The organism is Terrabacter sp. Soil811 (genome assembly GCF_001429655.1).
Taxonomy (GTDB): domain Bacteria; phylum Actinomycetota; class Actinomycetes; order Actinomycetales; family Dermatophilaceae; genus Terrabacter.
Window position 1 is genome coordinate 665,722 of sequence record NZ_LMSX01000007.1, and the last position, 22,487, is coordinate 688,208.

At 71.9% G+C, this 22,487-nt stretch carries 22 protein-coding genes; 10 read left to right on the top strand and 12 right to left on the bottom strand.

Annotation, left to right across the window (positions count from 1 at the left end; genetic code table 11):
• Positions 1–6 precede the first annotated feature (6 nt).
• Genes ASH01_RS09975 through ASH01_RS09990 form a run of 4 tightly spaced genes read right to left on the bottom strand, consistent with a single transcriptional unit; the run spans position 7 to position 3,958 of the window.
• Positions 7–1,791 carry a SulP family inorganic anion transporter gene (locus ASH01_RS09975; protein WP_156415518.1) on the bottom strand — a complete coding sequence of 595 codons (1,785 nt, stop codon included), beginning with the start codon at positions 1,789–1,791 and terminating at the stop codon, positions 7–9.
• Positions 1,792–1,820: 29 nt separating this feature from the next.
• Complete coding sequence (locus tag ASH01_RS09980) at positions 1,821–2,561, bottom strand: cobalt-precorrin-6A reductase (RefSeq protein ID WP_056774894.1); 741 nt, start codon at positions 2,559–2,561, stop codon at positions 1,821–1,823.
• A 2-nt stretch (positions 2,562–2,563) separates the two neighbouring features.
• Positions 2,564–3,499: a MerR family transcriptional regulator gene (locus ASH01_RS09985; RefSeq protein WP_056774896.1), complete on the bottom strand. Its 936-nt coding sequence runs from the start codon at positions 3,497–3,499 to the stop codon at positions 2,564–2,566.
• A 3-nt stretch (positions 3,500–3,502) separates the two neighbouring features.
• Positions 3,503–3,958: an SRPBCC family protein gene (locus ASH01_RS09990; RefSeq protein ID WP_056774899.1), complete on the bottom strand. Its 456-nt coding sequence runs from the start codon at positions 3,956–3,958 to the stop codon at positions 3,503–3,505.
• Positions 3,959–4,115: 157 nt separating this feature from the next.
• Between ASH01_RS09990 and ASH01_RS09995 the strand changes: the two genes are divergently transcribed.
• From ASH01_RS09995 to ASH01_RS10020, 6 genes are read left to right on the top strand one after another with little or no spacing between them, the layout of a single operon-like run.
• Positions 4,116–5,399: an NAD(P)/FAD-dependent oxidoreductase gene (locus ASH01_RS09995; RefSeq protein WP_056774902.1), complete on the top strand. Its 1,284-nt coding sequence runs from the start codon at positions 4,116–4,118 to the stop codon at positions 5,397–5,399.
• Positions 5,396–6,151, top strand: a complete 756-nt coding sequence (locus tag ASH01_RS10000; protein WP_056774906.1) for a DUF1365 domain-containing protein — start codon at positions 5,396–5,398, stop codon at positions 6,149–6,151. Before ASH01_RS09995 ends, ASH01_RS10000 begins: the two co-directional genes overlap by 4 nt.
• Positions 6,148–7,425, top strand: a complete 1,278-nt coding sequence (locus tag ASH01_RS10005; protein ID WP_056774907.1) for an SAM-dependent methyltransferase — start codon at positions 6,148–6,150, stop codon at positions 7,423–7,425. Before ASH01_RS10000 ends, ASH01_RS10005 begins: the two co-directional genes overlap by 4 nt.
• Positions 7,425–8,792: a cryptochrome/photolyase family protein gene (locus ASH01_RS10010; RefSeq protein ID WP_056774910.1), complete on the top strand. Its 1,368-nt coding sequence runs from the start codon at positions 7,425–7,427 to the stop codon at positions 8,790–8,792. The genes ASH01_RS10005 and ASH01_RS10010 overlap by 1 nt, the downstream gene beginning before the upstream one ends.
• 8 nt (positions 8,793–8,800) lie before the next feature.
• Positions 8,801–9,520: a CPBP family intramembrane glutamic endopeptidase gene (locus ASH01_RS10015; RefSeq protein ID WP_056774914.1), complete on the top strand. Its 720-nt coding sequence runs from the start codon at positions 8,801–8,803 to the stop codon at positions 9,518–9,520.
• 4 nt (positions 9,521–9,524) lie between these two features.
• Complete coding sequence (locus ASH01_RS10020; RefSeq protein ID WP_056774918.1) at positions 9,525–10,952, top strand: tryptophan-rich sensory protein; 1,428 nt, start codon at positions 9,525–9,527, stop codon at positions 10,950–10,952.
• 20 nt (positions 10,953–10,972) lie between these two features.
• Here the strand turns inward: ASH01_RS10020 and ASH01_RS10025 are convergent, their stop codons facing one another.
• The gene (locus tag ASH01_RS10025) at positions 10,973–12,214 is read right to left on the bottom strand and encodes a lipase family protein (protein ID WP_200961781.1); all 1,242 of its coding nucleotides are present in this window, start codon (positions 12,212–12,214) and stop codon (positions 10,973–10,975) included.
• 101 nt (positions 12,215–12,315) lie between these two features.
• Positions 12,316–13,278 (bottom strand): GlxA family transcriptional regulator, encoded by a 963-nt coding sequence (locus ASH01_RS10030; protein ID WP_056774921.1) that lies wholly within the window; start codon positions 13,276–13,278, stop codon positions 12,316–12,318.
• A 91-nt stretch (positions 13,279–13,369) separates the two neighbouring features.
• Here ASH01_RS10030 and ASH01_RS22950 point away from each other — a divergent pair, with 91 nt between their 5' ends.
• Positions 13,370–13,531 carry a hypothetical protein gene (locus ASH01_RS22950; protein WP_156415519.1) on the top strand — a complete coding sequence of 54 codons (162 nt, stop codon included), beginning with the start codon at positions 13,370–13,372 and terminating at the stop codon, positions 13,529–13,531.
• Positions 13,532–13,560: 29 nt separating this feature from the next.
• Here ASH01_RS22950 and ASH01_RS10035 read toward each other — a convergent pair whose 3' ends face one another.
• From ASH01_RS10035 to ASH01_RS10045, 3 genes are all read right to left on the bottom strand, one after another.
• Positions 13,561–14,406 (bottom strand): PHP domain-containing protein, encoded by an 846-nt coding sequence (locus tag ASH01_RS10035; RefSeq protein WP_056774924.1) that lies wholly within the window; start codon positions 14,404–14,406, stop codon positions 13,561–13,563.
• Positions 14,407–14,472: 66 nt separating this feature from the next.
• Positions 14,473–15,957, bottom strand: a complete 1,485-nt coding sequence (locus ASH01_RS10040; protein ID WP_056774926.1) for an HNH endonuclease signature motif containing protein — start codon at positions 15,955–15,957, stop codon at positions 14,473–14,475.
• A 124-nt stretch (positions 15,958–16,081) separates the two neighbouring features.
• Positions 16,082–17,014 (bottom strand): DMT family transporter, encoded by a 933-nt coding sequence (locus tag ASH01_RS10045; RefSeq protein ID WP_235508672.1) that lies wholly within the window; start codon positions 17,012–17,014, stop codon positions 16,082–16,084.
• A 192-nt stretch (positions 17,015–17,206) separates the two neighbouring features.
• Between ASH01_RS10045 and ASH01_RS10050 the strand changes: the two genes are divergently transcribed.
• Positions 17,207–17,587 (top strand): rhodanese-like domain-containing protein, encoded by a 381-nt coding sequence (locus ASH01_RS10050; RefSeq protein WP_056774935.1) that lies wholly within the window; start codon positions 17,207–17,209, stop codon positions 17,585–17,587.
• Between the two features lie 36 nt (positions 17,588–17,623).
• Here ASH01_RS10050 and ASH01_RS10055 read toward each other — a convergent pair whose 3' ends face one another.
• From ASH01_RS10055 to ASH01_RS10065, 3 genes are read right to left on the bottom strand one after another with little or no spacing between them, the layout of a single operon-like run.
• A complete protein-coding gene (locus ASH01_RS10055; RefSeq protein ID WP_056774937.1) occupies positions 17,624–19,000 on the bottom strand; it encodes a glutamate decarboxylase in 1,377 nt (458 codons plus the stop codon).
• Positions 19,001–19,034: 34 nt separating this feature from the next.
• Complete coding sequence (locus tag ASH01_RS10060; protein ID WP_056774940.1) at positions 19,035–19,733, bottom strand: hypothetical protein; 699 nt, start codon at positions 19,731–19,733, stop codon at positions 19,035–19,037.
• 28 nt (positions 19,734–19,761) lie between these two features.
• Positions 19,762–20,703, bottom strand: coding sequence for a LysR family transcriptional regulator ArgP (locus tag ASH01_RS10065; RefSeq protein ID WP_056774942.1), 942 nt, complete (start codon positions 20,701–20,703; stop codon positions 19,762–19,764).
• A 70-nt stretch (positions 20,704–20,773) separates the two neighbouring features.
• Between ASH01_RS10065 and ASH01_RS10070 the strand changes: the two genes are divergently transcribed.
• Complete coding sequence (locus tag ASH01_RS10070) at positions 20,774–21,370, top strand: LysE/ArgO family amino acid transporter (RefSeq protein ID WP_235509589.1); 597 nt, start codon at positions 20,774–20,776, stop codon at positions 21,368–21,370.
• A 57-nt stretch (positions 21,371–21,427) separates the two neighbouring features.
• On the top strand, positions 21,428–22,354 hold the full coding sequence (locus tag ASH01_RS10075; RefSeq protein ID WP_082619643.1) for a nuclease-related domain-containing protein: 927 nt from the start codon (positions 21,428–21,430) through the stop codon (positions 22,352–22,354).
• Positions 22,355–22,487 lie beyond the last annotated feature (133 nt).

The following is a 22,487-nucleotide window of genomic DNA, read 5'->3' on the forward strand; positions in this document are numbered from 1 at the left end:
GCAAGGCTAGGCGTCGGGCTCGGGCTGGGCCGGCACGGGTGGGATCCGGAGCCCGGGCGGACCAGAGCCGTGCTCGCGCTCGTACCACGCGGCATACGCGGCCACGGCGGTCGGCAGGGTCGGGAAGATGAGGTCCGTCCCGACCTTGTCGATGAAGCCACCCGCCTCGAGCGAGAGCCGCATGTCCTCCTTGACCCGGGCCATGGCGAAGCGGATCTCCCGGTCCGAGAGCGTCGAGCGCAGCGTCTCGAGCGCGTCGACCGCCGTGAGGTCGACCTCGGTGTTGGCCTCGGCGTTGAGCAGGAACCACTCGACCCGTGCGTGGCGGGTCGCCTCGTCGACGACCTTGAGGGCACGGCTGACGAAGTCGTCGGAGTTGGCGAAGAAGAGGGGCGAGTCGTAGCGGTAGACGACGAGTCCGGGCACCTGCACGGCGTCCGGGTGGTCGTCGACGTCGTGCATGCCCGCGACGTCGGGCACGTAGCCGAGGACCCCGTCGTGCGGGTGGACGATGCGGCGCAGCAGGTCGAGCACCGAGAGCGCGATCGCCGCCCCGATGCCGGGCAGCACCCCGAAGAGGAGCACGGCGGCGGTCGTCGCGAGCGCCAGCACGAGCTCGCTGCGCCGGAACGCGCCGATGCGCCGCATCTCGGCGATGTCGACGAGGCGGATCGCGGCGTAGACGACGACGGCGCCGAGCGCCGCGGTGGGGAAGGCCGCGATGACCGGCCCGAGCCAGAGCAGGGTCGCGATGACGAGGACGAGCGAGACGAGGGAGTGCAGCTGGGTGCGTGCCCCCATCGAGTCGGCGATGACGGTGCGGCTGCCGCTCGAGCTGATCGGGAAGCCCTGCAGCAGGCCGGTCGCGACGTTGGCGCCGCCGAGGGCCAGGAACTCCTGGTCGCTGTCGATGGTCTCGCGGTGGCGACCGGCGAAGGCCCGCCCGGTCAGCACGTTGTCCGAGTAGGCGACGACCGCGACGCCCAGGGCCGCAGGCAGCAGGGCCCACACGTCGACGTCGGACACGTCGGGCAGCGAGAACGACGGGAGCCCCTCCGGCACGGGGCCGACGAGCGTGATCCCGAAACGGTCGGCGAGGTCGAGGACGGCGGCGACCACCGTCGCCCCGAGCATCGCGATGAGCGGCCCCGGCCAGAGCGGCGCGAAGCGCTGGAAGGCGAAGAGCACGACGAGCACGCCCAGCGACAGCAGCACCGTCGGCACCTGGACGTCGCCGAGGTGCGTGACGGCATACCTCACCTCCTGGAGGAAGGAGTCGCCCTCGACGTGGAGCCCGGTCACCTTGCCGATCTGGCTGACGATCATGAGTGCCGCGATGCCGGCCATGTAGCCGACGAGCACCGGCTTCGACAGCAGGTCGGAGAGGAAGCCGAGCCGCGTCACGAAGCCGACGAGGCAGATGAGCCCGACGGCGATCGCGAGGAGCGCTGCAATCTCCTGGCGCATCGCCATGCCCCCGCCGGCCGTCACGAGCGCACCCACGCCGGCAGCCGTCATGAGCGCGGTCGTCGACTCGGGCCCGACGGACAGCTGTCGCGACGACCCGAGCACCGCGTAGACGAGCAGTCCCGGCCCGACGGCCCAGAGCCCGCTGACCGCGGGAAGCCCGGCCACCTCGGCGTAGGCGAGCACCTGGGGCACGAGGTAGGCGGCGACCGTGATGCCGCCGAGCACGTCGCCGCGCAACCACACCTTGTCGTAGCGGCGCAGCACCGCCACACCCGGGAGCAGCCGCTCCCACCGCGCCCGCTGCTGCAGGTCCGCCGTCACCTCTCGAACGTACGCGAGGTCGTATGCCGTCAGGCCCGTTTCGCGTCGATCGCGCCGAGGGCCTCCCCCACCGACTCGACGACGGCCACGCCGCCGGGCACCGGCGGTCGTCGCACGACGACGACGGGCACGCCGAGGTCGTGGGCGGCACCGAGCTTGGCCTCTGTCAGGGCGCCGCCGGAGTCCTTGGTGAGGAGCACGTCGACGGCCCGGCTCTCGAGGAGCTCGCGCTCGGCGGCGTAGGGGTAGGGCCCGCGCGCCCGCAGCACCTCCCAGGAGGAGGGCACGTCCCAGTCGGGCGGGTCGACGACACGCGCCAGGACGTAGCGGTCGTCCCACGCGGCGAAGGTCTCGAGCTGCTGGCGCCCGGTCGTGAGGAACGGCCGGACCCCGAGGGCCTCGGCCGCGACCCGCGCGGCCTCGACGTCGTCGACCCAGGTGAACGCCCCGGCGAGCGGGTGGCGCGACCACCCCGGTCGCTGGAGTCGGACGAGCGGCACGCCGATCCGGCCGCAGGCGGCGACGGCGTTGCCCGTGATCTGCGCGGCGAACGGGTGGGTCGCGTCGACGACGACGTCGTAGCCGTGCGCCACGAGGTGGTCGGCGAGGCCGTCGACACCGCCGAAGCCGCCGGTGCGCACCTCGCCGACCGGCAGGGCCGGCGCGCTGACCCGGCCCGCGAGGCTCGACACGACGGCGTCGCCGCGCTCGACGAGGCGACCTGCGAGGTCCCGCGCCTCCCCCGTGCCCCCGAGGACGAGGACGCGCACGGTCAGGCGGGGATGCGCAGGCGGCGCGTCATCTCGCCCACCGCGACGGTGATCGAGTGGCCGAGGTGCACGCAGGGTCCGTTGATCTCGTTCTGCTGGCTGCCGCCGAGCCCGATGACGACCTCCGGGTGGACGCGGGCCACGGTGTCGACGATCTCCTGCGCCGCGGTGATGTCGATGTCGCGCGGCACGGCCATGACCATGCCGGTGGCCCCCCGCGCCTCGATGGCGCGCAGCCAGTCCTCGACGGGCAGGTCGGCGCCGACGTAGACCGTCGCGAAGCCGGCCCGACGCGCGGCCACGGCGAAGGCCAGCAGGCCGAGCTCGTGACGGGCACCGGGCGGCAGGCCGATGAGGAGGGTCGGGCCGTCGACCCGGCCAGACGCGGCTTCATAGGCGGCCGCGAGACGGCGCTGGACGGCATACGACACGAGGTGCTCACCGGCGACGGTGAGCCGGCCGTGCGCCCACTCCTCACCGACGAGCTGGAGGGTCGGCATGAGCCAGTCGTCGACGACGTGCTCGAAGGTGCCGAGCGCGAAGCGCGCATCGAGCACCGCCGACGCGGACGCGGAGTCGAGCCGCTCGGCCGCACGGACGAACGCCTCGGCGTCCTCGGACTGGTAGCGCCCACCTGGGCGCAGCGGTGCGACGCGGCCGCCGCGGCCCTCGCGGTCGGCGCGACCGAAGGGTGCCTCTCGACCGGCGGGGTCGCGGCTCGAGAGCCGCCGGGTCGTCTCGGCGGCGGCCTCACGGGCCGACCAGCCCTCGTTGACGAGGGAGTTCATGATCGCGAGGGCGCGGACGTCCTCGGGGCCGTAGAGGCGGTAGCCGCCGTCGGAGCGCTGCGGGCTGACGACGCCGTAGCGGCGCTCCCAGGCGCGCAGGGTGGCGACGCTGATCCCGGTCAGCTCCGCGGCACGCTTGATGGTGTACATCCGCTACCCCAGCCTGCTCAACGCGTCTCGCATGCCCTGCTCGGCCTCGTCGCCGAGCTTCTTGAAGGCCGGCGCGAGCAACGGTGCGGCGAGCTTGGCGATGCCCTTGAACTCGAAGTCCGCCCGGTAGGTCACCGTCGTGCCCTCGCTCGAGGCTGCTCCCGAGCCCGTCACGGTGCGCACGAAGGTCATCGTGTCCTTGGCGACGACCGTCGCGTTCTCGCCCCGCAGCGCGAACCGCTCGTCGGGGACGTGCTCGATGACCATGTAGTCGAGCTCGGTCTCACGGCCGAGGAACTTCGACACGTTGTGGTAGCGGGTGCCGAGGCCGCCGTCGCCCGAGACGCGCTCGGTGCGGACGGTCCCGGGGTCCCATTCCGTGGTGTTCGTGAAGTCGCTGAGGTAGGCGAAGACGCGGTCGACCGGGTGTGCCACCGTGACGCTGCGCTCGATCTCCATGCCTTCTCCAACCTTTGACAGACCTTGAACAGCCACTCTACGGTGTGGACGAAGGATGGACAACGCACGACGCGACCGCCATCACTCAAAACTGTCGAACCATCCGGTCGGGGCTCCGCGCCGAACCACACGGGACCACATCAGCCAGGAGGCCTCGGTGACTCGACCGAACCGACCCACCCCGTCGACCAGACCGACCGCAGCCGTCATCGGCGCGGGCGTGTCCGGCCTGACCGCCGCCCACGTGCTCAGCGCGACGCACGACGTGACCCTCTACGAGAGCGACACCCGCCTCGGCGGGCACGCGCACACCCATGACGTCCCCGGGCGCGACGGCAGCCTGCGCATCGACAGCGGCTTCATCGTGCACAACGAGAAGACCTACCCGCACCTGCTCCGCCTCTTCAGCGAGCTCGACGTGCCGACCCAGCCGACCGAGATGAGCATGAGCATCACGTGCGAGGGATGCGGCCTGTCGTATGCCGGTGGACGCGGTCCCAAGGGGATGTTCGCCCAGAAGCGCCGCCTCGCCGACCCCCGCTTCATCCGGATGCTCCGCGACGTCCCGCGCTTCCACGCGGCAGCGCGCGCCCTGCTCGCCGACGACTCGCAGGACCCGACGTGGGGCGAGTTCCTAGCCGTCGAGGGCTTCTCCGACTACTTCGTGCGCCACTTCGCGATCCCGCTCGTGGCCTGCGTCTGGTCGTGCGGCGACCTCGACGCGTCGTCCTACCCGGCGCGTCATCTCTTCCGGTTCCTCGACCACCACGGGATGCTGACGGTGACGGGGTCGCCCACGTGGCGCACCGTCACCGGCGGGTCGGCGACCTACGTCGACCGGCTCGTCGAGCGCCTGCCCGACGTGCGCAAGGAGAGCCCGGTGACCGCCGTGACGAGGCACGACGACGGTGTGGACGTGCTCGTGCGCGACGGCCGGACGGCGACGTTCGACCGCGCCGTCATCGCCACGCACGCAGACCAGGCCCTCGACCTGCTCGCCGACGCGACGCCCGACGAGAAGCGCGACCTCTCGGCGATCCGCTACTCCCGCAACGAGACCTGGCTGCACCGCGACTCGTCGGTCCTGCCGAAGCCGCGCCAGGCCAAGGCCTCCTGGAACTACCGCATGCACGCGTGTGACGCCCCGGCCCCCGACGTCACCGTCAGCTACTGGATGAACCGCCTCCACGGCATCACCGACGCCGACGACCACGTCGTGACGCTCAACCCGGCCGGCAGCATCGACGAGTCGCTGGTGACGGCGCGGATGTCCTACGACCACCCGATCTTCACGCGTGAGGCCGTCGAGGCCGCGTCGCGCCTGCGCGAGGGCGGCGGCGACCGCCTGGCCTTCGCCGGCGCACACCTCGGCTGGGGCTTCCACGAGGACGGGTGCCGCTCCGGCGTGGAAGCCGCAGAGTCCTTCGGGGTGCGCTGGTGACGGCCGTCCTGACACCGCCCGAGGTGCCCGCGCTCGTCGACGGCACCGTGGCCCACTCGCGCCGCACCCCGCTGCACCACAGTTTCACCTACGGCCACTACCAGTGGCTCGTCGACGTCGACCATCTTCCCCGGCTCCCCTGGCCCGCAAGGCTGCTCGCGCGCTTCGACGTGCGCGACCACCTCGACGGGGGTCGGCTCGGCGGCGGCATCCGCGGCGACGTCGAGCGCTTCCTCGCGGCGCGCGATGTGTCGCTGGCCGCCGAGGACCGTGTCCTCATGCTCGCCAACGCGCGGGTGCTCGGCCACACCTTCGACCCCCTGTCGGTCTTCTGGTGCCTGCGGCCCGACGGCTCGCTCCTCGCCGTCGTCTTCGAGGTGCACAACACGTACGGCGAGCGCCACGCCTACCTCCTCGACGTCCACGACGACGGCACGGCGACCGTCGGCAAGGCCTTCTACGTCTCCCCCTTCAACGACACCCGCGGGGAGTATGCCGTCCGCCTCGTCCTCGAGCCCGGCGCCGTCAGCGTGACGGTGGCCCTCGACCGCGACGGCGAGCGGATCATGACCGCCGTCACCCGCGGCACCCCGGAGCCGGCCACGACCCGGGCGCTGCTCCGCCTCGTCCGACGTCACGGCCTCATCACGCAGAGAGTGACGACCCTCATCCGGGTACACGGCATCCGTCTGTGGTTGCGCCGTCTGCCCGTCATGCCCCGCCCCCGACACCCCAAGGAGGCCGTCCGATGACCGCCCAGTCCCCGACCATGGCCCAGCCGCTGTGCCTGCGCCGCCCCACCCTGCGCGTCCTGTGCGTGCGCGCCCGCCTGGCCCGCAGCATCCTCGCCCAGGTCGCCAAGCGCGTGCCGGTCGACGTCGTCATGCCGGACGGCTCGCTGCTCGGTGGCGGCACGCGTCGGACCGACCGGCCGGGGCTCGAGATCGTGCGTCCGACCGCGGTCTTCGAACGGCTCGCGCACCACCCCAAGATCGGGATCGGCGAGGCCTACATGGCCGGGGACTGGAAGGCCGCCGAGGGCACCGACCTCGCCGAGCTGCTCATGCCCTTCGCCGAGCGCATGACGACGGCCGTCCCCGGGGGGTGGCTGCGGCTGCGCGGCTTCGTCGACCGCCGCATCCCGAGCATCCAGAACAACTCGCTGCTCGGCTCGCGCCGCAACATCGAGGCGCACTACGACCTGTCCAACGACCTCTTCGCGACCTTCCTCGACGAGACGATGAGCTACAGCTCGGCGATCTTCGACGAGGACGAGCCGCTGCGCACGCAGTCCTTCGAGGAGGCCCAGCTGCGCAAGGTCCACGCGATCCTCGACATGGCCAAGGTCGGCCAGGACAGCCGCGTGCTCGAGATCGGCACCGGCTGGGGCACGCTCGCCCTCGAGGCGGCGCGGCGCGGCGCCACGGTCACGAGCGTCACCCTCTCCAAGGAGCAGGCGGCGCTCGCCCGGCAGCGCGTCGCCGATGCCGGGTTCACCGACACCGTCGACATCCGCATCCAGGACTACCGCGAGGTCGAGGGTGTCTACGACGCCGTCGTCAGCGTCGAGATGATCGAGGCCGTCGGCGAGGAGTACTGGGAGACCTACTTCCGCACCATCGACGAGCGCCTCGCCCCGGGCGGCATCGCGGCCGTCCAGGCGATCCTCATGTCGCACGAGCGGCTCATGGCGACGAAGCACTCCTACGGCTGGATCCAGAAGCACATCTTCCCCGGCGGGCTCATCCCGAGCCTCCGGGCGATGAGCGAGACGACCGACGCGGCGACGACGCTGCGCATCTCGGCCGTCGAGGCGTTCGGCGCCGACTACGCCGAGACCCTGCGGCGCTGGCGCGAGACCTTCCTCGCCCGCTGGCCCGAGGTGCACGCCCTCGGCTTCGACGAGACCTTCCGCCGCAAGTGGGAGTTCTACCTCGCCTACTGCGAGGCGGGATTCGCGACCGGCTACCTCGACGTGGCCCAGGTGCGCTTCGAGCGGGAGGGCGCCGCGGCCGCGGCCTCGTGATGGCTCCGTCGACGACGTCGATCCTGTGGTTCCGCCGCGACCTGCGGCTGAACGACCACCCGGCGCTGCTCGCGGCGGTCGACGCGGCCTCGCACGTGCTGCCGGTCTTCGTCCTCGACCCGCGCCTGCTCGAGACCGACACGCCCCGCACCCGGCGACTGCTCGCCTCCCTCGCGTCGCTGTCGAAGGACACCCGGGGGGCGCTCGTCGTCCGGCGCGGTGACCCCGTCGACGTCATGCCCGCGCTCGCCGCCGAGGTCGGGGCGACGCAGGTGCACGTGTCGCGGGAGACGACGCCCTACGGCCGCCGACGCGACGACGCCGTCGAGAAGGCCCTCGCCGAGGACGGGCGCGAGCTCGTGGCCACAGGGACGCCGTATGCCGTCGGGCCGGGTCGCATCGTCAACCAGGCGGGCTCGCCGTACAAGGTCTTCACGCCCTTCTCCAAGGCATGGCACCAGCACGGGCGGCCGGCTCCGGCAGCCCGCCCCAAGCGCATCCCGTGGCTGCGCGAGGACGTCCACAGCGACCCGCTGCCCGAGGTGCCCGATCTGTCCCGGCTCGAGGCCGGCGAGGCCGCCGCGCTCAAGCGGTGGGAGAGCTTCCTCCACGACGGGCTCACGGCATACGACAAGGAACGCGACCGGCCCGACCTCGACACCACGAGCCGGCTGTCGGCGCCGCTCAAGTACGGCGAGATCCACCCCCGCACGATGCTCGCCGACATCGCGGCGCACTCGGCCGGGCGGTCGCAGGCGGCGAGCACCTACGTCACCGAGCTGATCTGGCGCGAGTTCTACGCCGACGTGCTGTGGCACCACCCGGACTCGGCGTGGCACGACCTGCGGCCCGAGCTCGCGAAGCTGCCCTACGACTCGGGCGCCGAGACCGACCGGCTCGTCGACGTGTGGCGCGAGGGGCGCACCGGCTACCCCGTCGTCGACGCCGGCATGCGCCAGCTGCTCGCGGAGGGCTGGATGCACAACCGCGTCAGGATGATCACGGCGAGCTTCCTCACCAAGGACCTCCACGTCTGGTGGCCGGTCGGGGCACAGCACTTCCTCGACCACCTCGTCGACGGCGACATCGCCTCCAACAACCACGGGTGGCAGTGGGTCGCCGGGACGGGCACCGACGCGTCGCCGTACTTCCGCGTCTTCAACCCCGTGACGCAGGGGAAGAAGTTCGACCCCGACGGGGAGTACGTCCGGCGCTGGGTTCCGGAGCTCGCCCACCTGCCGGGTGGCGCGGCTCACGAGCCGTGGAAGCACGACAACGGGTACGACCATGAGTATCCCCAGCGCGTCGTCGACCATGATGAGGAGCGCAAGGAGACCCTGGCCCGCTACGAGCGCGCCCGAGGCTAGGAGACGAGATGCGGGGCCCCGTGACCGAGCTGCGTGCGTTCGTCAACGCCGCGCTCATCGAGAAGGTGGACCGCGACCACCGCGACCCCGACGACGTCTTCCGGCGCCGCCAGGTCGTCGTCGCGCTCACCTTCGTCGTGGGCACCGCGGTGCTGGCGTGGGCGCTGCGGATCACCCCGGGCGACCCGCTCTTCTACGTCGCGACGCTCGCCCTGGCGGCCGTCTGGCTCGTCGGCGCGCTGCTCTCGGGCCCGCTGCACGCGGGCATGGGGCACACGCGTCGCGGCGAGAAGGCCCGGCCGATCGTGCAGTCCCTCGTGCTCGGCGTGCTGCTCCTCGTCCTCTTCCTCGTCGGCGCGCTCGTCGTCGCCCGCATCCCCGTGCTGCGCGAGCCGGTCGACCAGCTGCTCGACCACGCTCGGTTCGGGGCCTTCACGGCGGTGCTCGCCATCACCTTCGTCAACGGCGTCGTCGAGGAGCTCTACTTCCGCGGCGCCCTCTACGCCGCCCTCCCCCGCCACCAGGTGACCCTGACGACCCTGCTCTACGCCCTGACCACCGTCGGCAGCGGCATCCCGCTGCTCGTCCTGGCGGCTGCCGTCATCGGTCTCGTGACCGCCCTGCAGCGCCGCGTCACCGGCGGCTTCCTCGGGCCGATCATCACGCACGTCGTGTGGTCGACGGGGATGCTCCTGCTCCTCCCACCCGCCCTCGAGCTGACCAGGTGACCGCATGAACCCTGCCCCGAACCCCACCACGACCGACGGCACTCCGCGCCGCGCCCTCGTCACGGGCGCCTCCGGATACGTCGGCGGGCAGGTCGTGCCGCGGCTGCTCGACGAGGGCTGGGCGGTGCGGGTGCTGACCCGCCGCCGCGCCTCGATGGACGACAAGCCGTGGGTCGACCGGGTCGAGGTCGCCGAGGGTGACGTCGCGTCGGCCGACGACATGCGCCGCGCGCTCGAGGACGTCGACGCCGCGTGGTACCTCGTGCACTCCATGGACGACCAGCCCGACTTCCAGGAGCGCGACCGCGAGGCGGCGACGATCTTCTCGGAGGCGGCGAAGGAGGCCGGGGTCTCGCGCATCGTCTACCTCGGCGGCCTGCACCCCGATGACGAGGCGCTCTCGCCGCACCTCGCCTCGCGCGTCGAGGTCGGGCGGATCCTGCTCGACTCGGGCGTGCCGACGGCGGTGCTCCAGGCCGCCGTCGTGCTCGGTGACGGGTCGGCGTCCTTCGACATGCTGCGCTACCTCACGACCCGCCTGCCGGCGATGGTCGCTCCGAAGTGGCTCGACAACAAGATCCAGCCGATCGCCATCGACGACGTCGTGACGCTCCTCGTGGGCGCCGGCAGCCTGCCCCCCGAGGTCAACCGCCCCTTCGACATCGGGGGTCCCGAGGTGCTGACCTACCGCGAGATGATCGCCCGTTTCTCCGACGCGACGGACCGGCGCCGCCCGGTCGTCGTGACCGTGCCGGTGCTGACGCCGCGCCTGGCGAGCCACTGGGTCGGGCTCGTCACCCCGATCTCGGCGGGCCTGGCCAAGCCGCTCGTCGGCAGCCTCGTCCACGAGGTCGTCGCCAAGGAGGACGACATCCGGGAGCACGTCGACGTGCCCGGGGGCTTCATCGACTTCGACACGGCCGTCCGGTCGGCGATGCGCACGGCCAAGCCCGACACGGCGATGCGCAACCTCGCCCTGACGAGCGCCGCGACGGTGGCGAGTGCCGTTGCGGGTTCGCTTGCGACGCAGCCCGACTCACGCTGGTACCGCGCTCTCGACCTGCCGGACTGGCAGCCCCCGACGCTCGCCTTCCCCCTGGTGTGGACCGCGCTCTACGCCGACATCGCGGCGACGTCCGCGACGGCGCTCAACGCGTACGACAAGGCCGGTGACACCGAGGGTCGCAACGCCTACCTCAAGGCCTTCGGGACCAACCTCGCCCTCAACACGGCCTGGAGCGTGCTCTTCTGGCGCGTGCGCAAGCCGTGGGTGGCGGCCGCGGAGGCGGCGCTGCTCACGGCGAGCGCGGCGGACCTCGCCCGCCGCGCCGGCACCGTGAGCAAGGGCGCGGGCATCGCCCTGTCGCCGTATGCCGTGTGGTGCGGCTTCGCGACCGCGCTCTCGACGGCGATCGCGCGCCGCAACCGCTGAGCCCGGTCGGTCGGACCGGCTCAGAGCCACCAGCAGTCGGAGACCTGGGGGAGCCCGGCGACGCGCGCCTCGAGGAAGGCGTACTGCTTGGCGAACGACGGCACCGCCCCGCCGACGTGCGTCGGTGTGATGTTGGGCGAGAAGGCCACGTTGGCGCCGCGGGTGCACCAGTCGTGCGCGAGACCGCGCCCGACGGCATACGGGATGACGTCGTCGAGGACGGAGTGCGTCACGAGCACCGGGACGGCGGGCTTGAGCCGACCGATGCGCTGCTCGGCGATGATCGATCGGAAGGGCTCGGCCGCGGCGAGCTCGGTCAGCGTGCGGCCGTCCTTCGTCAGGTCGCTCGAGCGGGTGAACGCGTGCAGCGCGATCGACTCGCCGACGCACTCGCCCTTGACGGCGGCGACGACCGAGGCGCCCCGGGCGTTGAGGAAGCCGTCGAGGTCGAGGCCGTAGGCGGCGGACTGGCCGGCGACGGCGTAGAGCGCGAAGGCGGAGTAGAGGCTGCCGTCGAGGTGGTCGGCGACGGCACCGAGCTCGGCGGGGACGGCGCCGGCGACCGCACCCTCGAGCCGCAGCTCTGGGGCATACGTGGGCGCGAGCTCCACGGCTGCGGCACTCGCACCGCCGCCCTGGCTGTAACCGGCCAGCATGACCGGGCCGCCGCTCGGCAGTCCCGTGCCGGGGAGGCGCTGGGCGGCGCGCACCATGTCGAGGACGGCGTGCGCCTGGGCCTCGCGGACCATGTACGTGTGGGTGCCGGGTGTGCCGAGGCCCTGGTAGTCGGTCATGGCGACCGCATAGCCGCGGGTCAGCAGGCCGGAGACGAAGGCACCTTCGTACTCCGAGCCGGCCGCGAGCTGACGGCTCGGGGCGCACTGGTCACCCATGCCCTGGGTGCCCGCGGCGTAGCCGATGACGGGGCGCTGGCCCGGACCGAACCACGGGACCGGCGGCACGAGGACGGTGCCCGTCACGGCGATCGGGGCGCCGCTGCGGTCGCGGCTGGCATACATGACCCGAGTGGCGCGCGCGGTCGAGGGGACGGCCTTGAGCGGGTCGAGATAGAAGGTCATCGGCTCGGTCTTGAGCACCGTGCCGGGTGCTCCGGTGACGGGCGCGGGAGGGTCGTAGAAGCCGGAGGCCCGGGCTGTCGTGACTGGCGACATGACGGCCGCGGCGATCGCGAGCACCACGACGCCGACGACGCGACGGGTGCGGGTGCGGGTGCGGGACGAGCGGTGGGTCGAACGAGGCACGGCGGCTTCCCCTCAGGCGGCAGGACGACGTCGGTGGCGTCCACTGGCCAGCAACTTACTGACGGTAACCATGCCTGTCGCGCTGAAGCTGCGGCGCAGGGTCAGGCCGAGGCGGGCTGCTTCGTGAAGGCGCGTCGGTAGGCGACGGGCGGGATGCCGATCTCCCGTTGGAAGTGGTGGCGCAGCACCGCCGCAGTGGCGAAGCCGCTCTCGCGCGCGATCCGCTCGACGTCGAGGTCCGTCGACTCGAGCAGGTGGCGGGCCCGGAGCACCCGCTGGCTCGTCAGCCACTTGTGCGGCGTCGTGCCGACCTCGGCGGTGAAGCGGCGCGCGAAGGTGCGCTCGGACATGGCTGCCCGCCTGGCGAGCGACGGGATCGAGTGCTCCTCGTCGAGGCGCTCGGCCACCCACTCCATGACGTCCTGGAGGCCCTCGCACGGCTCGGACGGGAGCGGGGTCTCGACGAACTGGCGCTGACCGCCGGAGCGGTGCGGCGGGACCACCATGCGCCGCGCGATGCGGGTCGCCACCTCGGAGCCGAGCTCGGTGCGCACGATGTGGAGGCACGCGTCGATGCCCGCTGCCGTGCCGGCACTCGTCAGGACCGGACCGTCCTCGACGTAGAGGACGTCGAGGTCGACACAGGCGCGCGGGTGCTCGTCGGCCAGCCGGGCGGCATACCTCCAGTGGGTCGTGCACTCACGACCGTCGAGCAGGCCGGCGGCAGCGAGCTGGAAGGCGCCCGAGCACACGGACAGGACGCGCCCGCCACTGGCCGCGGTCTCGCGCAGGATGTCGAGCACCTCGGGGTCGTAGGGTCCGTCCACCGCGCCGCCCGGGATGGCGACGAGGTCGGCGCCGCGGGCCGCCTCGAGCGGGAAGGGCGCGACGATGCTCATGCCGCTCGTCGTGCGCAGAACCTCGCCGGGACGCGACGAGCAGACCCGGAAGTCGAAGGCCGGGACCCCGTCGTCGGTGCGGTCGATGCCGAAGACCTCACAGAGGACGCCGAGCTCGAACATGGCCACAGGCTCCTGGGCGATGACGGCGATGGTGCGCAGCATCCGGCCAGCATGGCATGTTTGGCAGGATCTTGTCGATCATCGACAGTTCTGCCACTCGTGGCGGGATCATGATGAGCGCAGACTTTCTGCCATGGACATCATCTTCTTCTTCGTCATGATCATCGCCATCGTCGCGGCCCTCGAGCCGCACCACCGCCGGACGTTCTCGCTGCCGCGCGCTCCCTTCGGCGCCGACGCCGAGGTCGACCGCGACATCGAGCGCGTCCTGCACGACGTGCCCGTCACCCGCTGACCCACCTGGACCCCGCCGTCTGGCGGCCGTCAGTCGATGCGCGGCCAGAGGTCGTGCGGATCGCGACCCGGTCGGAAGCCACAGGCCTCGGCGAGGTGCCGGGCGTCGCGGAACCGACGGGCGAGCGACACGGGCTCGTGCGCGTCACTGCCGAAGCTCACCGCGCCACCGCCGACGTCGTGCCACCAGCGGACGACCGTCGGGTGCAGCGGCAGCACGGTGTTGATCTCGAGCACCTTGCCGGCCTCCGCGACGGCCTCGAGCGTCTGGCGGAATTCGACGTCGAACTCCGCCGGGTCGAAGGGGCCGTCCGCGGCCTCGTCCCAGGAGCGGACGGGGTAGTCCATGTGGGCGAGGACCTCGAACGTGTCGTCGGCCGCGACCATGGCTGCGACGTCGCGCAGGTAGCTGCGGACGATGTCCACGGCGGGCCTGCGGCCGAAGAGCTCGCCGGGCTCGGTCCAGCCGTCGCCGTCCGGCAGACAGTGCAGGGAGCCGAGCACCCGGTCGAACGGGCCGGCCGCGAGCACCCGCGCGACGGCCTCGGGGTGCAGGTGCGGCTCGCCGAGCTCGAGCCCGCTGAGGATGCGCAGGCCGGGGTGGCGCTCCCGGCACTCCGCGATCGCCTCGAGGTAGCCGGCGGCGTCGAACGGGCCGGGGGTCACCAGGCCATCGGGCGACGTGAAGGTCAGCAGGTGCGCATCCTCGTCGAGGTGCGAGCGGTCGAGCGACCAGACGGTGTGGTCGACGTGCTCGGTGAACGCGACGGCCGGCAGTCCCAGCTCGAGCGCCCGCGCGCACGTGCGGTCCATCGACCCGTGCGCGGCGTCCCACGACCACTCGCTGTGCACATGACTGTCCGTCGGGAGCGTCATCCGACCACGCTAGGCCCACCCGCCGCCATTGGCGCCGCCGAAGCCGCACACCAGCCGGCCCAGCGGTCAGAAGGGTGGTGGATCGTCGGCAGTCTCGGCTCCTGCTGAAGGGGATCGAGGCGGTGGACCCGAGCCCGGGTCGCGGAGGGCTTCTCGCCAGTCCTTGGGGTAGGTGATGTAGTCGCGACCGGCGAGCGAGGACCAGGAGATACCGTCGTCGTCGACCCGCTCGACCTGCCAGACTCCGGCGGTCTTGCCGTTGTGGCAGCCCCGGCTCAGGGACTCGAAGTTGGAGACGTGGGTGGGGCCGGCCGGCCACGGGACGACGTGGTCGAGGTCGCACCGGTCGGCCGGCACCTGGCACCCGGGTGCCCGGCAGACGCCGTCGACGGCCCGCACGTGCTCGACCATCGCGGCGGTCGGGCGGTAGCAGTCGGTGGAGAGCTCGAGGGCGCGGCCGGTGTCGACGTCGACGGCGAGGCGCTGCCACACCGATCCCGGTGCGGTCATGATCTGGCGAGCGTGGGCGGCGGTGACCCAGCCGTGGCCGGGCAGCTCGCACGCAGCGTCGGACATCCCGACGGCGACCTCGAACGGGACGACGATGCGGACGGCCGCAGGCGCCGCGTCGGACAGCAGGCCCGCACACGAGAGCTCTTCATCGAGACCGCCACCGAGACCGCCACCGGCACCGGCGCCGGCGGGTCCGCCGATGCCGGACGGGACGACGCCGAAGAGGGCGAGGTCGCAGAGCAGGTCGCTGCGCAGCTGGTCGAGGCTGCGGTCGTCGCCACCCGCGCGGGCGGCCCGAGCCAGGGCATCGACCCGGTCGAGCACACCGACGACCCGCTCGGCCGGCGCGACGACCGTGAACGTCCCCATACCGTCCTCGACGAGGCGGCCGTACGCCGTGCGACGCAGACGAGAGGACCGGCGGCGCTCCTCGGCGGCACGGGAGTCGGCCGAGCGGACGCACCGCTGCAACCGTGTGGTGAAGAGGCGTTGAGAGGCGACCGCGCCGTCCGGAGCCGGCGCGAGCACCGTGGCCTCGAGGTCGGGGAGGACGTCGTCGGCGAGCGCCCGCGTCTCGACGACGACGCGCAGGGCTCGCTGGAGACTGACAGCACCGGCCCGCAGCCGCTCACGCAGCACCCGATGACGCCGGGGTGCTGTCGCGAGCTCGAGCCGGCGGGCGACCTCGGTCGCGCCCACCCCGGTCGCCCAGGCGATCTCCTGCGCGGCGACCTGGTCGGCCGTGATCGGCACGGGCGAGCTCGTCGTCCACTGGGCGAGCTGCTGCTCCTCGACGGAGTGCAGCGCGGCATACGCGTCGACGAGACGACCCTCGAGGCGAGCCTTCTGGACCTCGAGGCGCTCGATCTGCGTGAGCACCTCGTCGGCCTCGTCGGCCAACGTGAGGGACGCGCTGCGCTCCTGCGCGCGATCGGCGCGGGCTTTCGCCTGACCGACCAGCCAGACCACGCGGGGGTTGAGGCTGCTGCCACCGTCAGTCGCGTCGGGCGCCGGACGCCCGGTGTCGAGGAATGGCACGAACTCACTCCTCCCACCCGGGTCGCCGACCCCTCTATTGGAACACATGTTCGATAGATTGTGAAGGTCTGTCCACACTGTGAGTCCACCGATCCCGTTGCGTCGCAGAGGGATCGGAGCGCACTCACTCCTCCGCGGTCGGAGCCACTCGTGGCTTGCGCCGCGTGAGCAGGACACCGGCGATGCACAACGCCCCGCCGACGAAGGTCAGGGGCGGCGGCACCTCGGAGAGCAGCGCCCAGGCGATGAGTGTCGCGATGAACGGCACGAGGAACGTCGTGAGGGTCAGCGTGCCGGCATCGCTGCGCGCCAGCACGTAGGCCCACGTCGAGAAGGCGATGGCGGTCGGGAAGAGGCCGAGGTAGGCGATCCACCACAAGGTGCTCGGGTCGCTGTCACGCACCACGGTGACGAGCTCGCCGCTCCACGGCAGGCACACGATGGCGCCGATGATGCAGGCGAGCCAGGTGACCTCGGGACCCGGCAACCGCCCGAGGAGCGGCTTCTGCGCGAGGACGCCCACGGCATACGTCACCGCAGCCAGGACGGCGAGCCACACGCCCACCATGTCGCCGGAGTCACCGGAGGAGAAGCCGCGCGCGATGACGACGACACCCGCGAAGCCGACGGCCATGCCGATGAGCAGCCAACGCGTCATCTTCTCGCCGAGGAAGACCGTGGCGAGGAGCGCGACGATGATCGGCCCGATCTGCACGATGAGCGCGGAGGTGCCGGCGTCGATGCGCCGCTCGGCCTCGTTGAGGGCGAGGTTGTAGATGCCGAACCAGCCGACGCCGCAGAGCAGCAGCAGGGGCCAGTCGCGGCGGGCCGGCCAGGTCCGCGGCCGTCGGAAGACGAGGACCCCGAGGGCGACCGACGCGACGAGCAGCCGCCCGAGCGACAGTGCGCCCGGCGGCACGTCTCGGCCGAGGTGGCGGATCGCGACGAACGCGGACGCCCAGAGGAGGAGCGTCACGGCCACGGCAGCCAGGACGAGCCACCTCGCACGGCGAGCGCTGGGCGGGGCCTGGGATGCAGTGCGGGAGTCCACGGTCACTCGACGACCGTAGGCGTCGACACCGACAGAGCGCCGCCGGTTTTCCGGTCAGATGTCCCCCACATCCCGCCACCACGGACGGGTGTCAGGCGTCAGGTCGCACACGCGTCGACGCCCGCCGTGTGGCACGGTGGACGTGCCCCCAGCGCAAGGCTGGCCGACCTGCCACTGCCCGTCCCGAGAGGCCTGACCATGTCCCGACCCCGCACCATCGACGAGGTCCTCGCCGAGGCTCGCGGTCGCCTCCACCGGCTCACGCCCGAACAGGCGGAGACGGCACGTGCGGACGGCGCGCTCGTCGTCGACATCCGCCCTGCCGCCCAGCGTGCGGCCGAGGGTGAGCTGCCCTTCGTGACGGTGATCGAGCGCAACGTCCTCGAGTGGCGTCTCGACCCATCGAGCGACGCGTCGCTGCCGGTCGCGAGCCACGACCTCGAGGTGATCGTCCTCTGCCAGGAGGGCTACACCTCCAGCCTGGCGGCCGCCGCGCTCCAGGACCTCGGCATCCACCGCGCCACCGACGTCATCGGGGGGTATGCCGCGTGGCGGGCGTGGCACGCCTCCGCCGAGTAGGCCAGGACCGAGGACGGTCGAGGGCGCAGCAGTCGTTCAGTGGCCCGGGCCGCTGACCATCTTGGCTCGCTCCGACTCGTGTGCCGCACCCTTCGCCGCCAGCGTCGTGCAGGCCTCCTCGATGTCGCGGGCCAGGGTGTCGACGTGCTCGCGGCTCATCGTCTCCTTGACCAGCGCGCGCATGATGGTGACGTCCTGGGCGTCGGGTGGCAGCGTGTAGGCGGGCACCATCCAACCGCGCTCGGCAGACAGCTGCCAGGCGATGTCGAACTCGTCGTACCCGTGGTCACCGGACAGCATGAAGGCGACGAGCGGGAGCTGCTCCTCCTCCCGGCCGATCAGCTCGAAGCGGCCCATCGCCTCGAGCTTGTCGCCGAGCATCCGAGCATTCGCCTGCATGTTGCGCATGATGTAGGTGTAGCCCTCACGTCCGTAGCGCACGAGGTTGTAGTACTGCGCCAGGACCATCGCCGACCCCGTCGAGAAGTTCAGGGTGAAGGTCGAGTCGGTCTTGCCGAGGTAGTTCTCCTTGAAGACCAGGTCGGGCGCCAGGTCGGCGACCTCCCGGAAGATCAACCAGCCGATGCCCGGATAGACCAGGCCGAACTTGTGCCCCGAGACGTTGATCGAGCGCACCTGCTCGAGCCGGAAGTCCCAGGGCGAGTCCGGGTAGAGGAACGGCCACACGAAGCCACCACTGGCCCCGTCGATGTGTAACGGCACGTCGAGGTCACGCTCCTGCTTCATCTGCACGAGCAGGTCGTTGATGCCGACGATGTCGTCCTTGTGGCCGGTGAAGGTCGTGCCGAGGACGGCCGCGACTCCGATGGTGTTCTCGTCCACGTGCGGGGCGACGTCCTCCGGGCCGATGGTGTACTTCCCGCGCTGAAGCGGGACGATCCGCGCCTCGACGTCGAAATAGCGACAGAACTTCTCCCACACGACGTGCACGTCGCCGCCGAAGACCAGGTTCGGACGCTCCGTCGAGCTGCCCGCGGCCTGGCGACGGGTGCGCCAGTTCCACTTCAGCGACAGACCGCCGAGCATGATCGCCTCGGACGAGCCCTGCGTCCGCGCTCCCGTGGTCTCGCCCGGGGCGTGGAACAGGTCGGCGAGCATCCGGATGCAGCGCTGCTCGATCTCGGCCGTGCGCGGGTACTCCGCGTGGTCGATGAAGTTGCGGTGCAGGTTCTCCGCGATGATCTGCTGCGCCTCCGGCTCCATCCACGTGGTGACGAAGGTCGCGAGGTTGCGCCCCGGATCCCCTTCGAGGGCGAGGTCTTCGGCCACCAGGCGCCTGGCGTCGACCGCGCTCATCCCCGTGACCGGGAACTCGCGGCTGGGCACCTCCTCGGTGACGAAGCGGTTGCCGTAGAGCGCTGCTATGGCGTTGATCTCGGACGGTGTGGACATGCGCTTCTCCTTGAGTCGGACGGAGGGGTGGTGTCTAGGGACTCGCGGGCGTGGCGGTCGCGACGGCACGCCGCCAGGCCGGGAGCAGGAGTGCGGCGCCGACGAGGAAGCACACGGCGCCCCAGAAGGTCCCGGCCACGGCGATCCGCGTGCTCAGCACCTGGTCCGTGCTCGGAACGACGAAGCTGGCGATCGCGGAGGCCATGAAGAACACCGAGCCGAGCATGTTGAGCCATGCGATCCGCCACGGGAACGACCGGGGCTGGACGCTGAGGAAGCGGCTCGAGACCGCGAGCACGGCGCAGGCGCTCGCCACGAGGAAGAGCACCGACCCGTAGAGGTCCGGCCGCCACACGTAGCGATCGGACTCGGCGGCCGTCGCGTTGTGGGTCACGGCGGCGACGGTGCTGACGTTGAAGAACAGCGTGCCGGGGAGCTGCACGGCCGCGGCCAGCCAGTTGAGGTCGTGCGGCAGCCAGCACCACAGACGCGCCTGGACCGGCTGGTGCTGGGTGACCTCGTCGACGGCGGTCGTCGAGGGGTTCTGCGCCTGCACGAGCTGGCAGGACGAAGCGCTGGTGAAGAAGACCGAGCCGACGACGTAGGTGACGCCATCGACCCATCCCCCGACGGCATTCAGGTAGGCAGGCACCGAGCCCAGCACGAAGCACGCCGAGCCGGCCATGAAGAGCCAGGCGATCGCCGCGTTCAGGCGTTCTGGTCGTACCCTCATCCTCGGCTCGCTCCCGTCGACGGGTCGATCACTCCACTATCGAGCGGCCCTGGTCGCCGCGGCTCACCCCTTGCGGGTGACTGCCGCCATCCGGATGGATCCCGCCACGCGCCGACTCGCGTCGGACCGTGTCGCTCAGCCGGTCGAGGTGCGCCGAGGGCAGCCGCCACCGCTGCCAGTAGAGCTGGACGTCGACGTGGTCGCGCGACCCGAGTCGCACGAGCTCACCAGCGTCGAGCAACGGCCCGAGCTGCGTTGTCAGGAGCGCACCCCAGCCGAGCCCGGAGCGGACCGCCGTCACGAAGCCACCACCGTCGGGCACCTCGTGCGTCGGCGGCGCGACGTCCACGCCGCGCCGGTCGAGGATGCGCTGCTGGATGTCGTCCTTGTCGTTGAAACGCACGAGCGGCATTGCGGCCCAGTCGATCCCACGGCCGACCCGATGACGGTCCACGAGCTGTGGCGCTGCCGCTGGCAGGTAGCGCATCGTGACGAGAGGCTCGGTCGAGCAGCCCTGGACCGGCGTCGGGTCGGACGTCACGGCGCCGAGCACCTCACCCGACCGGAGCAGCCGAGCCGAGTGGTCCTGGTCCTCGACCCTCAGGCGCAGCACGACGTCGTCCCAGGCGGCAGCCTCGGTCAGCACCGCACCGAACCACGTCGACATCGAGTCCGCGTTGACGACGATCGGCAGGTCGACCCTGGACCGGCCGTCGGCGACAAGTCCCGCAAGCGCCTCCGACTCGAGCAGTCCCTGCTGCCGGGCGAGCCGGACGAGCGCCTCGCCCGCGCTCGTGGCGCGACACGGGGTGCTGCGCACGACCACGACCTGGCCGACCTCGGCCTCGAGCGCCTTGACCCGCTGGCTCACGGCCGACGGTGTCACGTGGAGCCGTCGGGCCGCCGCGTCGAAGGTGCCGGTGTCGATGATGGCGAGCAGGGTCGCGAGGTGCTCGGGCTGGAGCCGCATGAAGCCATGCTAATGATGCTGAAGAAACCTTCGCTTCACTGAAGGTCGCGATCCCTCTACGGTCGAGGGCGTGACCTCCCTCGTGCCCGGCTTCCTCACCATGGCCTCGCTCATCGTGGCCATCGGCGCGCAGAACGCCTACGTGCTCCGCACCGGCCTCGCGCGTCACCACGTCGGGCTCGTCGTCGCCGTCTGCGCTGTGAGCGACGCCGTCCTCGTCCTCGCCGGCGTGCTCGGCGTGGGCGGTCTGGTCACGGCCCACCCGGGACTGCTGACGGTCGTGCGGTGGGTCGGGGCGGCATACCTCGTCGGCTACGGCCTGCTGTGCCTGCGCAACGCGCGCCACCCCAAGGGCCTCGAGGCCGGCGGCACCCAGCGGTCGCGCAGCGGCGTGCTCGCGACGGTCCTCGCTCTCACCTGGCTCAACCCGCACGTCTACCTCGACACCGTGCTGCTCGTCGGGTCGCTCGCCAACCAGCACGGTCCGGACGGACGGTGGTGGTTCGCCGGTGGGGCCGCGCTCGCCAGCGTCGCGTGGTTCACCTCGCTCGGCTACGGCGCGCGCCTGCTCGCGCCGCTCTTCGCGCGGCCGGCCACGTGGCGCGTCCTCGACGTCGCGATCGCCGTCGTCATGTTCACCATCGCCGCCACCCTCCTCCTCGGCTGAACGCCCGATTCGCTCGTTGGCCTGCGCGACGGAAGGACTCGACCTAACCTCTGCTGCGTGAGCACGGGGGACGTCGCCGACGTCGGCGACGACAAACGCATGAGGCTTCGGTATGCCGGCACGTGCCGACGGTGCGCCGCCCCGCTCCCAGCAGGGACCCGTGCCGTCTACGAACGGTCGAGCCGGACCGTGCGCTGCCTCGAGTGCCCGGGTGAGTCGGCCAAGACGGTCACCCCGGAGTGCGACGACGTCGGCGTGGCCGTCGTCCCCGACGAACCACGGGCCCAGCCGTCCCTCCAGCCCGAGCCGGCCCGGGAAACCAGCGGCCAGGCCGGCGGGTCGGCGCGGCGCGAGTTCGAACGGCGGCGCGACGCCCGGGAGCGACGCGTCCGCGAGCGCCACCCACGCATCGGCGGATTCCTCCTCGCCATCACCGAGGAGCCGCAGAGCACCCGGGCGTGGGACACCGGCGCGGAGGGCGAGCAGTTCGTGGGCGGCCGTCTCGACGCCCTCGTGGGTGACGACCTCGCCGTGCTGCACGATCGGCGCATTCCGAGGACGCGGGCCAACATCGACCACGTCGTCGTCTCGCGCCACGGCATCTTCGTCGTCGACGCGAAGAAGTACAAGGGCAGGCCCGCCCTCCGCGTCGAGGGCGGCCTCTTTCGCCCCCGCACCGAGAAGCTCGTCGTCGGTGGACGGGACTGCACGAAGCTCGTCGACGGGGTGCTGGGGCAGGTCGACCTCGTCCGCACGGCCGTCGACGACCCGACCGTCCCCGTGACGGGCGTGCTGTGCTTCGTCGCCGCTGACTGGCCGCTCATCGGTGGTGCCTTCGTGACCTGCGGAGTTCACGTGCTGTGGTCCAAGCGCCTCGTGCAGCTCGTCACGGCGACGCCGCCCACCCGCGACACGGCGCCGCTCGCGACCGTGGACGTCGCAGCCGTGCGCGATCGGCTGACGGCTGCCTTCCCGCCCGCCTGAAGCGCCACCGGGCGACTACCTCAGACGGGTCCACCCGGCATACGCCATCGGATCTGAGGTAGTCGGCGGGCAGGGATAGGGCGGTCGTCCGATGTGGGGGTCTACCTCAGCAACCGAGTCTGGAGAAGTCCAG